The 18,469-nt window shown below is 72.5% G+C and carries 12 protein-coding genes; 4 read left to right on the forward strand and 8 right to left on the reverse strand.

The window, feature by feature from the left end:
* The first annotated feature begins 22 nt into the window (after window positions 1-22).
* On the forward strand, window positions 23-1,381 hold the full coding sequence (locus tag ACFYZ4_RS17865) for a lysine N(6)-hydroxylase/L-ornithine N(5)-oxygenase family protein (protein WP_351302010.1): 1,359 nt from the start codon (window positions 23-25) through the stop codon (window positions 1,379-1,381).
* Between the two features lie 110 nt (window positions 1,382-1,491).
* On the opposite strand, the gene ACFYZ4_RS17870 is transcribed toward ACFYZ4_RS17865, so the two are convergent.
* Window positions 1,492-1,728 (reverse strand): MbtH family protein, encoded by a 237-nt coding sequence (locus tag ACFYZ4_RS17870; protein ID WP_351302013.1) that lies wholly within the window; start codon window positions 1,726-1,728, stop codon window positions 1,492-1,494.
* A 419-nt stretch (window positions 1,729-2,147) separates the two neighbouring features.
* Between ACFYZ4_RS17870 and argB the strand changes: the two genes are divergently transcribed.
* Both argB and ACFYZ4_RS17880 read left to right on the forward strand, forming a co-directional pair.
* Window positions 2,148-3,056: an acetylglutamate kinase gene (gene argB / locus ACFYZ4_RS17875; protein WP_351302016.1), complete on the forward strand. Its 909-nt coding sequence runs from the start codon at window positions 2,148-2,150 to the stop codon at window positions 3,054-3,056.
* Window positions 3,057-3,528: 472 nt separating this feature from the next.
* Window positions 3,529-5,778, forward strand: coding sequence for an MMPL family transporter (locus ACFYZ4_RS17880; protein ID WP_384340389.1), 2,250 nt, complete (start codon window positions 3,529-3,531; stop codon window positions 5,776-5,778).
* A 91-nt stretch (window positions 5,779-5,869) separates the two neighbouring features.
* On the opposite strand, the gene ACFYZ4_RS17885 is transcribed toward ACFYZ4_RS17880, so the two are convergent.
* The 4 genes from ACFYZ4_RS17885 to ACFYZ4_RS17900 form a co-directional block, all read right to left on the reverse strand.
* Window positions 5,870-8,131 (reverse strand): protein kinase, encoded by a 2,262-nt coding sequence (locus ACFYZ4_RS17885; protein WP_390784304.1) that lies wholly within the window; start codon window positions 8,129-8,131, stop codon window positions 5,870-5,872.
* 5 nt (window positions 8,132-8,136) lie between these two features.
* On the reverse strand, window positions 8,137-9,093 hold the full coding sequence (locus tag ACFYZ4_RS17890) for a serine/threonine protein kinase (protein ID WP_390784305.1): 957 nt from the start codon (window positions 9,091-9,093) through the stop codon (window positions 8,137-8,139).
* A 71-nt stretch (window positions 9,094-9,164) separates the two neighbouring features.
* Window positions 9,165-11,300, reverse strand: a complete 2,136-nt coding sequence (locus tag ACFYZ4_RS17895) for a protein kinase (RefSeq protein WP_390784306.1) — start codon at window positions 11,298-11,300, stop codon at window positions 9,165-9,167.
* A 5-nt stretch (window positions 11,301-11,305) separates the two neighbouring features.
* On the reverse strand, window positions 11,306-11,764 hold the full coding sequence (locus ACFYZ4_RS17900) for an Lrp/AsnC family transcriptional regulator (protein WP_030722766.1): 459 nt from the start codon (window positions 11,762-11,764) through the stop codon (window positions 11,306-11,308).
* A 140-nt stretch (window positions 11,765-11,904) separates the two neighbouring features.
* On the opposite strand from ACFYZ4_RS17900, the gene ACFYZ4_RS17905 reads away from it, so the two are divergent.
* Window positions 11,905-12,906, forward strand: a complete 1,002-nt coding sequence (locus tag ACFYZ4_RS17905; protein ID WP_351287361.1) for an asparaginase — start codon at window positions 11,905-11,907, stop codon at window positions 12,904-12,906.
* A 332-nt stretch (window positions 12,907-13,238) separates the two neighbouring features.
* On the opposite strand, the gene meaB is transcribed toward ACFYZ4_RS17905, so the two are convergent.
* The 3 genes from meaB to ACFYZ4_RS17920 are packed head-to-tail and all read right to left on the reverse strand — an operon-like array spanning window position 13,239 to window position 18,278.
* A complete protein-coding gene (gene meaB / locus ACFYZ4_RS17910; protein ID WP_351287362.1) occupies window positions 13,239-14,222 on the reverse strand; it encodes a methylmalonyl Co-A mutase-associated GTPase MeaB in 984 nt (327 codons plus the stop codon).
* Between the two features lie 10 nt (window positions 14,223-14,232).
* Entirely contained in the window at window positions 14,233-16,416 is a 2,184-nt protein-coding gene (scpA, locus tag ACFYZ4_RS17915; protein WP_390784307.1) for a methylmalonyl-CoA mutase, read from the reverse strand.
* Window positions 16,413-18,278: a methylmalonyl-CoA mutase family protein gene (locus ACFYZ4_RS17920; RefSeq protein ID WP_390784308.1), complete on the reverse strand. Its 1,866-nt coding sequence runs from the start codon at window positions 18,276-18,278 to the stop codon at window positions 16,413-16,415. Before ACFYZ4_RS17920 ends, scpA begins: the two co-directional genes overlap by 4 nt.
* Window positions 18,279-18,469: the final 191 nt, after the last annotated feature.

Raw genomic sequence — 18,469 nt, forward strand, 5'->3', positions numbered from 1 at the left:
GACGCTAGCGGGAGAATTGTCTATGGGTACAACGGGTACGCATAACCACGAGATATACGACGTGGTCGGCATCGGCTTCGGCCCGTCCAACCTGTCGCTCGCGATCGCTCTGGAAGAGCACCGGGCCAATGTTCCGGAGCATCCGGTCAAGGCCGCATTCTTCGAGCGGCAGGCTGCCTTCGGCTGGCACCGCAACATGCTGCTGCCGTCGACGACGATGCAGATCTCGTTCCTGAAGGACCTGGCCACCTTCCGCAATCCGGTGTCCCGGTTCAGCTTCGTGTCCTATCTGCACGCCGCGGGCCGACTGGTCCAGTTCGTGAACAACCAGGACTTCTTCCCGACCCGGCAGGAATTCCACCAGTACCTGGAATGGGCCGCGTCGGGCCTTTCCGACCGCGTCTCCTACGGATCCGAGGTCACCGCGATCCGGCCTTCACAGGACACCGGGTCCGGGACCCCCGAGCACCTGCGGCTCGAGGTCCGCGACGCGGCCGGCGGCGTCCGCCAGGTCCGCGCGCGCAACGTGACCATCTCGACGGGCCTGGTGCCGCGCATGCCGGCCGGGGTCGCGCGCGACGAACGGGTCTGGCACAGCTCCGAGTTCCTGGAGAAGTTCCAGGGCCTCGACCCCCAGGGGCTCAGGAGCGTGGCGGTGGTCGGCGCCGGCCAGAGCGCCGCGGAGATCACCAGGTTCCTGTACGACAGGCTTCCGCACGCGCGCGTCTCGGCGGTCATCCCGTCCTACGGGTACTCCGTCGCGGACGACACGCCCTTCGCCAACCAGGTGTTCGACCCGGCCGCGGTCGACGAGTACTACTTCGGCACCGACCAGGCGCGGGAGGCCTTCTGGCACTACCACCGGAACACGAACTACTCGGTGGTCGACGACGAGGTGATCCGCGACCTGCACCAGCGCTCGTACGAGGAGGAGGTGCGCGGCAGCAAGCGGCTGCACTTCCTCAACCTCACCCGGGTCGCGGAGGTCACGCGGGCCGGCAGCGACACGCGGATCACCCTGAACTCGCTGCTCGACAGCGAGCCCCAGGAACTGCACGTCGACGCGCTCGTCTTCGCCACCGGCTACGAGGGCATGGACCCGGCCCGCCTGCTCGGCGACTTCGACCGCCACTTCCTGCGGGACGTGAGCGGCCGCCACCGGGTGGAGCGCGACTACCGGCTCGTCACCGCGACCGGACCGTCCTGCGGGATCTACCTCCAGGGCGGCACCGAGCACACCCACGGGCTGTCCTCGTCCCTGCTGTCGAACATCGCGGTGCGCAGCGGCGAGATCGCCGACTCCATCGTGCTGCGGCGGGCCGAACAGGAGCAGGCCGTGGCCCGTACCGTCGAGGTCGCGGGCGCGGCCGGCCGGGCCTGATCCGGCGTTCCGCCCCACCACGCCGAAGGGTGGGCCCCGGTGCTGTTCGTCCAGCACCGGGGCCCACCCTTCGTCCGTCTTCGGTCATTCCGTGGAATGCCGCATTCACCTCACGCGGCGCCTACGGAAACCGAGTCGGCGGCCATCGCGTCGCGCAGGCTCTTCGGGCGCAGATCGGTCCAGTTCGCCTCGACGTGCTCCAGGCACAGCTGGCGGCTTTCCTCGCCGAATACGATGCGCCAGCCGGCCGGGATCTCGGCGAACGAAGGCCACAGCGAGTGCTGCTCCTCGTCGTTGGCCAAGACGTAGAACCGGCCGTCGGCGTCGTCGAACGGGTTGCTGCTCATGAATGCACTCCAATTCAAGCCGTTCACGATCCGTTTCCCGGGCGGGAAACGGATCGTCATCCGTTAGTGGGGATGGAGTTGGCGAGACCGCCATGCCCGATCATGGCACCTTTCGGGCGCCCCGTGGAGACCGGTGTGCCCATGAAGCGCTCCACCCGTCGTCGTCACTCTTACCCCCGCCGTCCTGTTGACGGGACAGCGCTGACACACTGCCCCGAATCTTCTGCGTTCTGCACCGAGTTCCGCGAAATGGGCTTCCGGTGGGCCCTTCCATCGCGCGATGCTGGACCGGTGACCGCGGCCTTCCACCCGCGGGAATTCACGTTTTCCGGGAGCTCTGAGTCCTCCACAGAAGGAGTTGTGCCGATGAGCGTCACCCACGCGGCCGGCGTCATCTTCACCCTGCGCGCGAGGTTCTCATGACGACCCGTCTGCATCCCGCCCTGGCCAAGGCGCAGTCCGTGGGCGATGCGCTGCCCTGGCTGACCAGCCGTCAGGACCGGACCGTCGTCATCAAGCTGGGCGGGCACGCCATGGTCGACGAGGCCCTGACCGCCGCCTTCGCCCGCGACGTGGTCTTCCTGCGCTTCGCCGGGCTGAAGCCCGTGGTCGTCCACGGGGGCGGTCCGCAGATCGGCGCCGAGCTCGAACGGCGAGGCCTGGCCAGCGAGTTCAAGGCAGGGCTCAGGGTCACCTCGACGCCCGCCATGAACGTGGTCCGGATGGTGCTCGCGGGGCAGGTGCAGCGCGAACTGGTCGGACTGATCAACGCGTACGGCCCGCTCGCCGTCGGCATCACCGGCGAGGACGCGGACACCCTCACCGCGACCCGGCACGTGCCGTGGATCGACGGGGAACCCGTGGACATCGGCCGGGTCGGCGACATCTCCCGGGTGGACACCGGCGCCATCGAGGCCCTGCTGGCGGACGGCCGTATTCCGGTGGTCTCGCCCGTGGCCCGCAGCGCCGAGGACGGCCACGTCTACAACGTCAACGCCGACACCGCGGCCGCGGCGCTCGCCACCGCGCTGGGCGCCCAGGAACTGATCATGCTCACCGACGTCGAGGGCCTGTACGCGGGCTGGCCGCTCAGCGACGAGGTCATCGACCGGCTCACCGCCCGCGAACTGGAGAAGCTGCTGCCGGAACTCGCCGACGGCATGGTCCCCAAGATGACCGGCTGCCTGCACGCGGTGCGGGGCGGTGTCGAGATGGCCCGGGTGATCGACGGACGGGTTCCGCACGCGGTCCTGCTGGAGATGTTCGCGGACGAAGGGGTCGGCACGGTGATCGTGCCGGACCTGGACGAGGCGGAGGTGCCGCTGTGAGCCGCGCGATGGTGCCACGGTGGCGCCATGCCGGCCGAGCCGGTGCCGCCGTCGCCGGCAGGAGGGTCTGATGGGCGCAGGCCGGAACACGATGGCCCGAAGGGCCTTGTGTCTACCGTGTTTTGGGGGAGACCCCGGCCGTCGCGGCCCAGGTGGGCGCGGTGTGCGTGCGCGCGCCGGAAGATCCGTAACCCGACCGAACGGGCAGCGCCTTTCGGCCAGACTGCCGCTCTGGCTCAGATGTGGCGCGACAGTGGCGCCATATGTGTGCCATGATGGCGTCATCAGCTCGACGTCGTGGAAAACGTGCCGCTGACGCCTCGTCTGCTTCGCCTCTTCGCCTGCTTCGGCCGGCCGGCCCGCCCGGGCCGGCGGGCAGGTCCGTGGCCGGCCGTACTGACCGGCCGTCCGTCCCCACCGGAAACACCCGCCGCAGCTCGCGGTACCGATTCAAACAGGAGTTCTTTTCGCTATGGCCACCTTCCTTTACAAAGTGGGCCGATTCGCCTTCAGGCGTCGAGGCCTGGTGACACTGCTGTGGCTCGCCGTCGTCGTCGGGGCCGGTTTCGCGGCCTCCGTCGCTCCGCCGCCGCCCACCGATACGTTCTCGATGCCGGGTACGGAGTCGCAGAAGGCCTTCGACCTGCTGAAGGAGAAGTTCCCGGCCATGAGCGTGGACGGCGCGACCGCCCGCGTGGTGGTCCGTGCCCCCGCCGGCGAGAAGCTCACCGATCCGGCCCAGAAGGCCAAGGTCGAGAGCCTGGTCGGCGCGCTCGCCAAGGCACCCGACGTCGTCGCGGCCTCCGACCCCTTCAAGACCAACACCATCAGCCAGGACGGCACCACGGCCTACGCCGTGGCCACGTACAGCGTCACGGCCCTCAAGGTGACCGACGCGGCGCACGACGGCCTCGACAAGGCACTCGAGGACTCCCGGGCCACCGGCCTGACCGTCGAGGCCGGCGGTGACGCCGTCAAGGTCGACGGAGCCCCGGGCGGCGGTGCGGAAGGCATCGGCATCCTGGTCTCGGCGATCGTCCTGGTCCTCACCTTCGGTTCGATGATCGCGGCGGGCATGCCCCTGCTCACCGCCATCTTCGGCGTCGCCATCGGCGGCGCGGCCATCACCGCGCTCGGCACCACCTTCGGTCTCTCCAGCACCACGTCCACCCTGGCGCTGATGATCGGCCTCGCGGTCGGCATCGACTACGCCCTGTTCATCGTCTCCCGCTACCGCTCCGAGATGGCCGAGGGCCGCGAGCGCCAGGACGCCGCGGGACGGGCCGTCGGCACGGCCGGCTCGGCCGTCGTCTTCGCCGGTCTCACCGTCATCGTCGCCCTCGCCGGCCTCAGCGTGGTGAACATCCCGATGCTCACCAAGATGGGCCTCGCAGCCGCCGGCACGGTCGCCGTCGCCGTACTGATCGCCACCACCTTCGTCCCGGCGCTCCTCGGCTTCGCGCCGATCAAGGTCATGCCCCGCAAGGAGCGCAAGAAGTACTACGGCAAGCCGCTCTCCGAGCGCCAGCAGCGCAAGGCCGACAAGCGGGCCGCCCGCCAGAAGCCGAACCTGGGCACCCGCTGGGCGCGGTTCGTCGTCCGCCGTCCCCTGGTCGTCCTCCTCTTCGGTGTCGTCAGCCTCGGTGCCATCGCGGTGCCCGCAGCCAGCCTCCAGCTCGGCCTGCCCGGCGAGGGCACCATGGCGCCGGACACCACCCAGCGCAAGGCGTACGACATGCTGTCCGAGTCCTTCGGGGCCGGCTTCAACGGACCGCTGATGGTCACCGTCCAGGCCAAGGACGCGGCGACCGCCGCCGCGGGTGTGGGCAAGGAGCTCGGCACGGTCGAGGGCGTCGCCACGGTGACCCCCGCGACACCCAACGACAAGGGCGACACCGCGGTACTCACCGTCATCCCGAAGACCGGTCCCACCGAGACCGAGACCGAGGAACTGGTCGCGCACATCCGGGACATCGCCGGCACCCTCGGGTCCGCCAACGGTGGCGCCGAGATCCTGGTGACCGGTCAGACCGCCCTGTTCATCGACTTCTCCCAGACCCTCGACGACGCGATGCTGCCCTACCTGGGCCTGGTCGTCGGCCTCGCCTTCCTGCTGCTGGTGCTCGTCTTCCGGTCCCTGCTCGTCCCGCTCAAGGCGGCCCTCGGCTTCCTGCTCTCCGTGAGCGCGGCGCTCGGCGCGGTCGTGGCCGTCTTCCAGTGGGGCTGGCTCGGCGACTTCTTCGGAGTCGAGCAGCCCGGCCCGATCATGAGCACCCTGCCGATCTTCATGATCGGTGTGGTCTTCGGTCTCGCGATGGACTACGAGGTCTTCCTCGTGACCCGGATGCGGGAGGCCTACGTCCACGGGGCGCAGCCCTCCGAAGCCGTGGTCACCGGATTCCGCTACGGCGGACGGGTGGTCGGCGCCGCCGCGATCATCATGGTCAGCGTCTTCTCCGGCTTCATCATGGAGGACAACGTCTTCGTCAAGATGGTCGGCTTCAGCCTCGCCATCGCCGTCCTCTTCGACGCCTTCGTCGTCCGCATGGCCCTCGTGCCCGCCCTGTTCGCGCTGCTCGGCAAGTCGGCCTGGTGGCTGCCCCGCTGGCTCGACAGGCTGCTGCCGAACATGGACGTCGAGGGCGAGAAGCTGAACCACGTGCTCGGCGCCCCGATCCCGGCCCAGCAGCGCCGGGAGCAGGAGGTCCACATCCCCGGCTGATGACCGCCGATCCGAAACACCCCGTACGCCGACGGCTCCCCGAGCCGTCGGCGTACGGGCGTTCGCACTTCCTGCGGCCTCGCCGCGCCTGCTACCCCAGCGGGAGGGTGATCAGCTTGCCCTTCTCGCGGAGATAGAGCTGCTTCCCGTTCGGGTCCGGCGACAGGAGGTGGGCGCTCGTCTCGTAGCGCCAGACCGCGCGGCGGGTACGGACGTCGACGGCCCGCAGGCCCGCCGCGTCCATGCTGTAGACGTGGCTCGCGGTCACCACCGGGGCGATCTCGCGATTCGGGGCCGTGTCCTGCGCCGTGCTGCCCGCCGTGCCGTCTCCCGCGCCCTTCGCCGCGCCGTCCGCCGGGATCTCCGCCCAACGCTCCGCGCCGGTCCGCGCGTCGAGGGCCACGATGCCGCGGGTGCCCTCCACGGCGTACACGACCCCGTCGCGGACCGTCGGCATGCCGTACCGGCGCTGGGCGATCACCTTGCCCACGTCGCGGCCCTCGCCGAAGGACCAGGCCTGCTTGCCGTCGGTGAGCCGCAGCGCCTGCAGGGTCTGCGCACCGACGTACACGTGCTGGTCGTCCGTGGCCGGCTGGTCCGGTGTGGCGCCCAGCGCCTCCAGCGGCACGGCCCAGCGCTCCGCGCCGCTCCCGGCGTCGTGCAGGGACACCCGCAGGGCGTCGCCCGTGTCGGCCCGCTGCCACAGCAGCACCCCGCCGCGCACGGCCTTGGCACGGACGAGGGACGGGCGCCCCAACTCCACCTGGTTCGCGGTGGGGGCCGCCGTCGGCTGCCGCCACAGCTCCTTGCCGCTCTTCAGGCTCGCCGCCACCACGGACCACTGGCCGTTCCCGGCCGCCTTCGCGCAGAGGAACACGGTGTCGCCGTCCACGCCCAGGATCTGGTTGAGCACGTTCGTACCGTCGTACGCGGGCAGTTGGACGAGCGGCGCCTGCTCCTTGCCGTTCTCCAGGGACAGGGGCACCACCGCGAGGGCCTTGTCCCCGGCGTCCGGCTTCCTGACCCCGTACAGGACCTTGCCGTCGGTGGCGACGCGCCAGGCGTCCGAGAACCCGTGGAAGTCCATCAGGTACTTGCCGTCCTGCGGAGAGATCCCGACGGTCGTGATCCCGCGGGCCATCACGAGCATGCCGTTCACCGGCAGCGGGGTGCCGCCCACCAGCGGCGGGTGATTCCCCTGGTCCTGCCACAGCGGGTCGGGCGGCGGCGTCAGGGCGGGCTGCTTGGCATCCGCCCCGCCCCCGTCCCCGTCGCGGCCGCCGAGCCAGGCCCACAGCCCGCCCCCGGCCGCGAGCGCCACCCCGCCGGCCGCCGCGCCCGTGACCGCGAACAGCCTGCGCCGCGACATGCCGCCGCCCGCGTCGACCACGGTGTCCGGCTCCGTGGCGGGCGCAGGCAGCCGCCCCGGCGGCTCCTGCCACACCGCCGCGCTGCGCCGGGCGATGTCCGCGAGCACCGGCTGCGGCAGCCCGTCCGCGAACGGGCCGCCGCCGGGAGCGAGCAGCCCGGCCAGCTCGGCCGTCGCGGGCCGCTGCGCCGGGTCCTTGGCCAGACAGCGGGCGAGCAGCGCGGTCAGCGCCGCCGGTACGCCGCCCAGATCGGGCTCCGCGTACCGCACCCGGTACAGCAGGTCCGCGGCCTGCCCGCCGCCGAACGGGCCGTGCCCGGACGCGGCGAAGACCAACACGCCGGCCAGCGCGAATACATCGCCTGCCGGGGAGTGTTCGAGACCGCCGGCCTGTTCCGGCGACATGAAGGCGGGGGTGCCCGCGGCGGCCCCCGTGCCGGTCAGCCGCTCATCGCCGAGGGCGCGCGCGATACCGAAGTCGATGACCTTGGGCCCGGCCGCCGTGATCATGATGTTGGAGGGCTTGAGGTCGCGGTGCACCACGTCCGAGCGGTGCAACTGCCCGAGCGCCAGGGCCAGATCCGCGCCCAGCGAGCGGACGCACGCCTCGGGCAGCGGACCGGCGAGCCGGACCGCCTCGTCGAGCTGCGGCCCGATGACGTACTCGGTGGCCAGCCAGGGCGTCGCCGCCAGCGCGTCGGAGGCGAAGACCCGGGCCCCGTACCGGTCGCCGATGACCCGGGCCGCGTCCGACTCCAGCCGGAACCGGGTACGGAAGGAGGCGTCGGCGGCGATCCGGGTGTGCACGGTCTTGAGCGCGACCGTCCGACCGCCCGCCGAACGGGCCAGATAGACCGTGCCCATGCCGCCGCCGCCGAGCCGGGCGAGCAGCCGGAAGTCGCCGAGGGCCTGCGGATCGTCGTGGGTGAGCGGCGTGAGCGGCGTGAGCGGCGTGAGAGGGGTGCGCGGCGGAGCGACGGACATCGGTTTCAGTGCACCTTCTGGGGCGAGGCGAACGGCTGCTGCGGGGCGGGGAGTTCCGCGGCGAGCAGCGCGGCGGACTGGGCGGCGAGCGCGGCGACCACCCGGCCCGGCAGCGGCACGGCCGCGTGGTCCAGGACGGTCCCGGCCGGCGGGTACGTCTCCCCGGCCGGGCGGTGCGCCTCCCCGCCCGGGCCTTCGCCCGCCGCCGGGGACACGAGCACGCGCAGCACCTCCCGCGCGGACTGCGGCCGCAGCGCCGGGTCGGACGACAGGCAGGACCCGACCAGCCTCCGCAGGCCCGGCGGCAGTTCGCTCTGCTCGGGCACGGTGTGCCCGGTCGACGCGTAGGCCAGTACGGCGCCGAGCGCGAAGACGTCCCCGAGCGGACCCGGCCGGCCCCCCGACGCCTGTTCCACGGCCAGGCACCCGGCGTCGAGCCCGGGCAGCCCCGCCCGCCGCACTCCGTCGGGAGCCGCCGCCCGCACCGCGCCGACGCAGGTCAGCAGCGGCCCGCCCGGGGTGACCAGCACCGCGGCCGGCGACAGCCCCGCGTGCGTCACCCCCTGGGCGTGCGCGGCGGCCAGTGCCTCCGCGAGCGCGGCGCCGAGCCGGCGGACGGTGTCCTCGGGCAGCGGGCCGCCGTACGCGGCGAGCACCGCCGGCAGGGACAGCGCGGGCGTGTAGGGGGCCGCGTACCAGGGGAACCCGGCCGTGCCGCCCACCTCCGCGATGCCGAGGAACCGCGGCACGGACAGCCGCCGGGCGCCCTCCGCCTCGATCGCCCACCGGGAGGGATCGGCGCCGACCCGGGGCACGCAGACCAGGACGGTCCGCTCCCCGTCGGCGGTGCGCCCGAGGTAGCGGCGCTCGGGAACGGTGCGCTCGGCGGAGTCGGCGTCGAACCGGCCCAGCACCGCGTACGGCCCGACCTGCGACGGGTCGTCCTGACGAAGGCGTTCCATGCGCGTGTTCTCCCCGATCGGCTGCTCGCCCCCGAGCCTATGCGGCGGAGGCCCGGACGGTGCCGGCGGGCTCAGCCGATGGTCGGCATGGCCGTGAGCTTCCCGTCGTTGACGAGGAACACCCGGTTCCCGGCACTGGACAGGCCCCAGGGGCCGCTCGATTCGGGGGACCAGGTCCAGAAGCGGCCGCGGTCGATGGTGGAGTGGGCCGAGACGCCCCGTCCGTCCGCCTCGACGAACCAGACCGTACGGCCCTCCACGACCGGGGGTGTGTGCGGGATCGGCCCCGGCACGTTCCGGCGCGCCGGAAGGACCAGGCCGCTGTCGATGGACACCTGGGACAGCGACGTACCGTCCATGGCGAGTACGTAGCCGCCCTGGAGGACCGCCGGACCCCAGCCGCCGGCCCCTTGCCTCGGTTCGTCGGAACTCGTGTTCTTGCTCCACTTGTTCTTCCGCGCGTCGACGCCCGTGCCGACGTTCAGGGCCACGAGGGAGCGCCCGCCGAGGACGACGACGTCGTCGTTCAAGACGAGCGGCTGCACGGCGGACTTCGCCTGCCCGGAGAGCAGCCAGAGCGTGCGACCCGAAGCCGTGTCGAACGTGAGGACGTGACCGTCGGCACCGAAGAACACCAGGGTGCCCTTGCCGGTCGCGGCCCGCGGCCCGGGAGCCCGTACGGCGGCCTCCGCCAGCGGCACCGTCCAGCGGACCTTGCGGCGCTCCGTGTCCACGGCGCGCAACTGCCCGCCGCGCGTCACCAGGTACACCGTCGACGCGTCCGCGGCCAGGAGGCGGCCGGTGTCGGCGCCCGGCACCGACCACACCTGCCGGCTCGTGGAGCCCTCGAAGCAGCGCAGCGCCCCGTCGTTGCCCGCGGTCACGAACAGGTACCCGGGCAGTTCGAGGAGTCCGGCAGCCGGCCGGACGTCGGGCAACCGCCACTTCTCCTTGCCGTCGGTCGTCAGCCGCGCCGCCAGGCCGCCGCCCTTCGCCGCGAAGACGACGACGTCGAGCACGGGCAGCGGGGTGGTGACCACCCCGTCCACCGCCTGGGCCGCCACGGGCAGCGGACCCCACAGCTCGCGCGGAGCCGTCCCGTGGTCCCCGGCCAGCAGGGACAGCGCCTCCTCGTTCTTCGCCAGCCCGGCCGGCGGTATCACCCGCGGCTCCTCGCGCAGCAGCCACCAGGCGCCCGCGGCCCCGCCGGTGGCGGCCAGCACACCGCCGGCCACCAGCCCGGTACGCAGCAGCCCCCGGCGCGAGGGCCCGGTCCCGGAACCTCCCGAGAGGACGGTGGCCTGCCGGTCGGCCTCGGTTCCCCGGCGCTCGATGTCCTGGGCCAGCGGCCCGGTGCGCCAGACCCGGTCCGCTCCCGGCGGCGGGGCGAACGCGCCCGCGATCTGTTCGGGGGTGGGGCGCCGGTCCGGGTCCTTGGCGAGGCAGGGCTCGATCAGCGTGCGCAACTCGGGCGGCACCGAACCGAGTTCGGGCTCCCCGTGCACCACCTCGTACTGCACGGCGGCCACGTGCGTACCGTCGTAGGCCCGCCGTCCGGTGGCCGCGTACGCCAGCACCGCGCCCAGTGAGAAGACGTCGGCGGCGGGCCCGACGCGCCGGCCCAGCACCTGCTCGGGGGCGCCGTACCCGGGGGTGACCGGAACCTGGCCCGTGGTGGTGAGCGTCAGCCCGTGCTCGGGGCGCGCGATGCCGAAGTCGATGACGCGCGGTCCGTTCGAGGTGAGCACGATGTTGGCCGGCTTCAGGTCGCGGTGCACCAGCCCGGCCGCGTGGATGTCCCGCAGGGTGGCGGCGAGCGAGGCGGCGAGGGCGCGCACGCCGTCGGGTCCGAAGGGCCCGTACGCGCGGACCGCGTCGTCGAGGGTGGGACCGGACAGGAACTCGGTCGCGATCCAGGGCCGGCTGTCGGTTTCCTCGATCCGCGCGTTCAGCACGCGGGCGACGCCGCCGCTGGTGACCGCCCGGGCGGTGTGCGCCTCGCGCACGAACCGCTGGGCGAGGTGCGGGTCGTGCGCGAGCTCCGGCAGCAGCACCTTGACGGCCGCGGTGCCCCCGCCGTCGTCCCGGCCGAAGTAGACCTTGCCCATGCCGCCCTCGCCGAGGACGCCGAGCACGCGGTACGGGCCGAGCCGGATCGGATCACCGGCGCCGAGGGGTTTCATGACGTACTGCCTTCTGTCGTTCACGGGTGTCAGCGGAAGTCGACGGGCAGGCCGTTCGGTTCCTTGATGCGCTTCATGATGATCTGCGAGTTGACCTCGGTGATGCCGGAGAGGGCCGTCAGCTTCTCGATCCACAGCCGCTCGTACGCGCGCAGGTCCGCGACGGCGATCCGCAGCAGGCAGCCGGGGCTGCCGAAGAGGCGGTAGGCCTCGATGACGTCGGGAATGTCCTGGAGGGCCGCCTCGAAGGCCTCGACCGCCTCACGGTCGCGGCGCACCTCGATCGAGACGAGCACCTCGAAGCCCCGGCCCACCGCCTCGGGGGAGATCACGGCGCGGTAGCCCTGGATCACCCCGTCCTGTTCCAGCTGGCGCACCCGGCGCATGCAGGGGGAGGGGGTCAGTCCCACGCGCTGGGCGAGCTCCTGGTTGCTGAGGCGGCCGTCGGCCTGGAGCTCGCGCAAGATATCCCTGTCAATGGCGTCCATGACGCAATTATCACCCACGCAGTGTTACAGGCTGAGTGGAAGACGCAATCACATTGCGCGTAGATCGCTCTATCATTGCTGCTTTGAGCGCATATGTGCGAGTGACCAAGAGTGAGCTACGAGAAGGGCGGCCACGGCCAATGGGACGGATCGTCGTCATCAGCACCGGCGGAACGATAGCCAGCCGCTGGCAGGGCTCCGGCTTCGCCGCGGACGCCGACGGGAGCGAGGTCATCGCGACCGCGCCGCTGCCCGAGGGCATCACGGTCGAGGTCGTGGACCTGTTCAGCGTGAACAGCCCCCGGCTCACCACCGCCCACCAGCTCACCCTGCTGCGCACCGTGCACGAGGTGCTCGCCGACCCCGACGTGGACGGCATCGTCGTCACGCACGGCACCGACACCCTGGAGGAGTCGGCGTTCCTCGTCGACCTCCACCACCACGACCCGCGCTCCGTCGTGTTCACCGGATCGCAGCGGCCCATGGGCACCGCCGACGGGGACGGGCCGGGCAACCTCTACGACGCGCTGCTGACCGCCACGCACACCCGCGGCCTCGGCGTGCTGATCGCCTTCGCCGGGCGGGTCCACGCCGCGCGGGGCACCGTGAAGACCCAGGCCGTGGAGCTGGACGCGTTCGCGGACCCCTCGAAGGAACTGCTCGGGAAGATCGGCTTCGGCAAGGTCACCATCCTGCGCACCCCGCAGCGCCCGGCCCCGCTCCCGCTGCCGGCGATGCCGGAACTCCCGCCGCGCGTGGACGTCGTGGTCCACCACGCCGACGGCGACCCGCTCCTGCTGAACGCCGCCGTCGAGGCGGGCGCGCGCGGCATCGTCCTCGTCGGCACCGGCGCGGGCAACGCCACCCCGGAGATCGTGGACGCGGTGGCGGCCGCCGTCGAGCGGGGCGTGCTGGTCGCGCTGAGCACGCGGGTCATGGCCGGGCCGGTCACCGAGATCTACACGCACGGCGGCGCGGTGGACCTGGTGGCCGCCGGAGCCGTCCCGACGGGCACCCTCCGCGCCGGCCAGGCCCGCATCGCGGTCCTCTCCGCGCTCCTCGCCACCGACAACCCGGTGGAACAGACCCGCATCCTGCGCCTCACCCTCAACGCGACCAGCCCCATCCTGGCCGAGGTCTAACCCACCCCGCGCCTCCCGAATGCCGCCCGCGGCTGCGCTTCCCGGCGCTCCGCCCCAGACCCCGCCGGGCTCTGCCCGGACCCGCTCCTCAAACGCCGGAGGGGCTGAAAATGCGCTCCGCGCATTCCAGCCCCCGCAGGCGCTTGCCGGCTGACGCAGGCAAATCCAGCTTCGCCGCACCACCCAGCCCCGCCTGGGGGCACCTCCCAGCGGTAGCTGGGGGAGTTTGAGGAGCGGGGTTCGGGGCGGAGCCCCGGTCTTTCAGCCTCGCCGGCGTTTGAGGCGCGGGGGTTCGGGGGCGGCGCCCCCGCAACGGCGCCGCACGCGCCACGTCAGCCGCGGCCGAACGCCGCCAGGATCCGGTCCGCCGCAGACGTGGCCGTGACCGTGCCCGCCCGGACCGCGGCCTCCAGGCCCGGGGAGACATCCCGTACGGCAGGATCCGCCCGCAACCGCTCCAGCAGAGCCTCCCGCACCATCGACCACGTCCACTCCACCTGCTGCGCAGCCCGCTTCGCCGCCAGCCGGCCCCCCGCGTCCAGCAGGGTCCGGTGCTGTTCGAGGCGGTTCCACACCTCGTCCAGCCCGGCCGACTCCCGCGCACTGCACGTCAGGACCGGCGGCGTCCAGGCCGCGTCGACCGGGTGCATCAGCCGCAGCGCGCCCGACAGTTCCCGCGCCGCCGCCTTCGCGTCCCGCTCGTGCGGGCCGTCCGCCTTGTTGACCGCCAGTACGTCGGCCAGTTCCAGGACGCCCTTCTTGATGCCCTGCAACTGGTCGCCCGTACGGGCCAGGGAGAGCAGCAGGAAGGAGTCGACCATGCCCGCCACCGTGGTCTCCGACTGGCCCACGCCGACCGTTTCGACGAGGACCACGTCGTAGCCCGCCGCCTCCATCACGATCATCGACTCGCGGGTGGCCTTGGCGACCCCGCCCAGCGTTCCCGCCGAGGGGGACGGCCGTACGAAGGCCGCCGGGTCCACCGACAGCCGCTCCATCCGGGTCTTGTCGCCCAGGATGGAGCCGCCCGTACGCGTGGACGACGGGTCCACCGCGAGGACCGCGACCCGGTGGCCCAGACCCGTCAGCATGGTGCCGAACGCGTCGATGAAGGTGGACTTGCCCACCCCCGGGACACCGCTGATGCCGATCCGGCGGGCCCGGCCCGCGTGCGGCAGCAGCTCCGTCAACAGGCCCTGCGCCAGCACCCGGTGGGCGGGCAGGGTGGACTCGACGAGGGTGATCGCGCGGGCGATGAACGCGCGCTTCCCGTCGAGCACCCCCTTCGCGTAGGCCTCGATGTCGATCTTCGGCACCGGCGGCCGCCTACAGCTCGTGGCCCAGGTCCGCGGCCAGCCGCGTCACCAGGTCGTGGGCCGCGTCCGGGATCACCGTGCCGGGCGGGAACACGGCCGTCGCGCCCATCTCCAGCAGCGTCGGGACATCGGCCGGCGGGATCACCCCGCCCACGACGATCATGATGTCCTCGCGGCCCTCCTCCGCCAGCTGCTCGCGCAGCGCCGGTACGAGGGTCAGGTGGCCGGCCGCCAGCGACGAGACGCCCACCACGTGGACGTCCGCCTCGACGGCCTGGCGGGCCACCTCCGCCGGGGTCTGGAACAGCGGGCCGACGTCCACGTCGAAGCCCAGGTCGGCGAAGGCGGACGCGATCACCTTCTGGCCGCGGTCGTGCCCGTCCTGGCCCATCTTGCAGACCAGGATGCGCGGACGGCGGCCCTCCGCCTCCTCGAACCGGTCGATGAGCGCACGCGTGCGCTCCAGGGACGGGGACTCGCCTGCCTCGGTGCGGTACACACCCGAGATCGTACGGATCTGGCTCGCGTGCCGCCCGTACACCTTCTCCAGTGCGTCCGAGATCTCACCCACCGTGGCCTTGGCGCGCGCCGCGTCCACCGCGAGGGCCAGCAGGTTCCCGTCCCCGCGCTCGGCCGCGTTGGTCAGCGCCCGCAGGGTGTCCTGCGTTACCGCCTCGTCGCGCTCCTCGCGCAGCCGCCGCAGCTTGGCGATCTGCTGGGTGCGCACCGAGGAGTTGTCGACCTTGAGGACGTCGATCGCCTCGTCGTTCTCCACGCGGTACTTGTTGACGCCGATCACCGGCTGCCGCCCCGAGTCGATGCGCGCCTGCGTACGCGCCGCCGCCTCCTCCACGCGCAGCTTCGGGATGCCCGCGTCGATGGCCTGCGCCATGCCGCCGGCCGCCTCGACCTCCTCGATGTGCTGCCAGGCCCGCCGCGCCAGGTCGTACGTCAGCTTCTCGACGTACGCGCTGCCGCCCCACGGGTCGATGGACCGGCAGGTGCCCGACTCCTGCTGGAGCAGCAGCTGGGTGTTGCGGGCGATGCGCGCCGAGAAGTCCGTCGGCAGCGCGAGGGCCTCGTCGAGGGCGTTGGTGTGCAGCGACTGGGTGTGGCCCTGCGTCGCCGCCATCGCCTCGATGCACGTGCGCGTCACGTTGTTGAAGACGTCCTGCGCGGTCAGCGACCAGCCCGAGGTCTGCGAATGCGTGCGCAGCGAAAGGGACTTGGCGTTCTTCGGGTCGAACTGCTTGACCAGGCGCGCCCACAGCAGGCGGGCCGCGCGCAGCTTCGCGACCTCCATGAAGAAGTTCATGCCGATCGCCCAGAAGAAGGACAGGCGCGGCGCGAACGCGTCCACGTCCAGCCCGACCGCCTGACCCGCCCGCAGGTACTCCACGCCGTCGGCGAGGGTGTACGCCAGCTCCAGGTCGGCCGTGGCCCCGGCCTCCTGGATGTGGTAGCCGGAGATGGAGATCGAGTTGTACCGCGGCATCTTCTGCGAGGTGAACGAGAAGATGTCGGAGATGATCCGCATCGAGGGCTTGGGCGGGTAGATGTAGGTGTTGCGGACCATGAACTCCTTGAGGATGTCGTTCTGGATGGTCCCGGCGAGCTTGTCGGGGGAGACGCCCTGCTCCTCCGCCGCCACGATGTACAGCGCGAGGACGGGCAGCACCGCGCCGTTCATCGTCATCGACACCGACATCTTGTCCAGCGGGATCCCGTCGAACAGCTGCCGCATGTCGTAGATCGAGTCGATCGCCACGCCCGCCATGCCGACGTCGCCCGTCACGCGCGGGTGGTCGCTGTCGTAGCCGCGGTGCGTCGGCAGGTCGAAGGCCACCGACAGGCCCTTCTGACCGGACGCCAGATTGCGCCGGTAGAAGGCGTTCGACTCCTCGGCCGTGGAGAAGCCGGCGTACTGCCGGATCGTCCAGGGCTGGTTCACGTACATCGTCGGGTACGGGCCGCGCAGGTACGGGGCCACGCCCGGGTACGTCTGCAGGAAGTCCAGGCCCTCCAGGTCCCGCCCGGTGTACAGCGGCTTGACCCCGATGCCCTCGGGGGTCTCCCACAGCAGGTCGGCGGCCGCGGTGCCGGTGGACTCCTTCACCGAGGCGCGCCACTGCTCCTCGGAGACCCCGGCGGTGGGGGAGCCGAGCGCCAGCTCGGAGAAATCGGGGATGCTCAAGACGGCACTCCCATCCGGTCGAGTACGGAGGACAGCACGGCGACGGCGTCACAGCCGGCGAAGACGTACTCGTCCACGGAAGCCTCTGCGGTGCCCGGCCGGCCGGCGAGGAAGACGGTCGTGGCGCCGGCCGCGCGCAGCGCCCCGGCCACCTCCGCGGCCTGCTCCTCGTACAGCGCGTCGCTGGAGCAGAGCACGGCCATGCCGTCGGCGCCGCTCGCGGCGTAGGCCTCGGCGGCCGTCGCCGGGTCCACCGACACCGGGTCGTGCACGGGCTCGATGCCGCCCGCCTGGAACAGGTTCGAGGCGAAGGTGGCCCGCGCGGTGTGCGCGGCCGCCGGGCCCAGCGCGGCGAGGAAGATCCTCGGCCGGGCACCGGTCGCCGCCAGGTGCGCGTCGCTGCGGGCGCGCAGGTCCTCGTACGCCTCGTCGCGCCGGACGCGCGGCAGTCCGCCGGTGGGTCCGGCGGGCGCGGGCTCGCGTACGACGGGCTTCTCCGACAGCAGCGGGAACTCGCTGACACCGGTGATGGGTTCGCGGCGCTTGGCCAGCTTCTTCGAGCGCGCGGCCCAGGTGGCGGCCAGCCGCTCGGCGACCAGCCCGGAGCGCAGGGCGGCGGCCTGGCCGCCGGCCTTCTCCACGGTCCGGAAGAACTCCCAGGCCGCGTGCGCCAGTTCGTCCGTCAGCCGCTCCACGTAGTACGAACCGCCGGCCGGGTCGATGACCCGGGCCAGGTGCGACTCCTCCAGCAGGATGGTGGAGGTGTTGCGGGCGATCCGGCGCGCGAAGGCGTCCGGCAGGCCCAGCTCGTGGTCGAAGGGGAGCACGGTGACCGAGTCGGCGCCGCCCACACCCGCGGCCATGCAGGCCACGGTGGTGCGCAGCATGTTCACCCAGGGGTCGCGGCGGGTCATCATCACCGGCGAGGTCACCGCGTGCTGGAGCTGGGCACCCGCCTCCGGGGCCCCCGAGGCCTCGGCGATACGGGCCCACAGCCGGCGCGCGGCGCGCAGCTTGGCGATGGTGAGGAACTGGTCCGCGGTGGCGGCGTAGCGGAACTCCAGCTGCCCGAGGGCGGCTTCGGTGCTCAGCCCGGCCTCGGTGAGGGCGCGGAGGTAGGCGACACCCGTGGCCAGGGACAGGCCCAGCTCCTCGGCGGCGCTGCCGCCCGCCTCGTGGTAGGGCAGGGCGTCCACGGTCAGGGCGCGCACCCCGGGCCAGCCGGCGGCGGCCTCCCGGGCCAGCTCCACGGCGGCGGCCGGGTCCAGGGCTTCCCCGGTCCGGGCCTCGTGGCCCAGCGGGTCGGCGCCCAGCGAGGCCCGGGCGGCCTCGGGGGCCACCGCGCTCTCGGTGAACAGGCGCAGCAACTCGCGGGCGGCTTCGGCGTATTGGGCTCCCGCGTCCAGGGAGACCGGGGCGAGGTCCAGGTAGACCCCCTCCAGCGCCCGCGCGAGGCCTTCGACGGGGAGGCCGCCCCGGCCCACGGTGAACCAGAGGGAGGTGACCCCGTTCTCCAGGTCGGCGAGGGCCGCTTCGTTCACGCGCACCGGATCGGTGCCCGCGAGGCGCTGGCGCACGTCCCAGCCGTTCGCGGTGGTGCCCTCCGGCCTGCCTCCGCGTACGAAGGGGGCGAAGCCGGGCAGACCGGTGTCGGGAGCCGTCCCGTCGGGCGGCGCGGTGTAGAGCGGGCGGGTGGTGAGCCCGTCCTCGAGAGGGGTGGACAATGCATCTTCTGCGGCCTCGCCGGAGGCTTCCTTGCCCGACTTGCGCAGTACGCCTTCTACAAGGCGCTGCCACTGCTCATGCGTCGCGTCAGGGAACTCGGCGGCCAGGGAGAGCCCGTCGTCAGGCAGGACCGTCATGGCTCGAATGCTAGGGGCGGGCGCTTAAGGCGCACCATACCGTCCGGTGTGATCTCGCCCTCTCGTGAGATCCGGCAAGGATCTTGACTGGCGGGCTGAGCAGCACCGTTGCCACCGTCCCGGAGGGTCCGGCCGGACCCGCGCGCGTTACCACGATCCGTCGGAGATCTCCACGGACGGGCGAGCGGTCG

The organism is Streptomyces sp. NPDC001513 (assembly GCF_042894695.1).
Classification (GTDB): domain Bacteria; phylum Actinomycetota; class Actinomycetes; order Streptomycetales; family Streptomycetaceae; genus Streptomyces.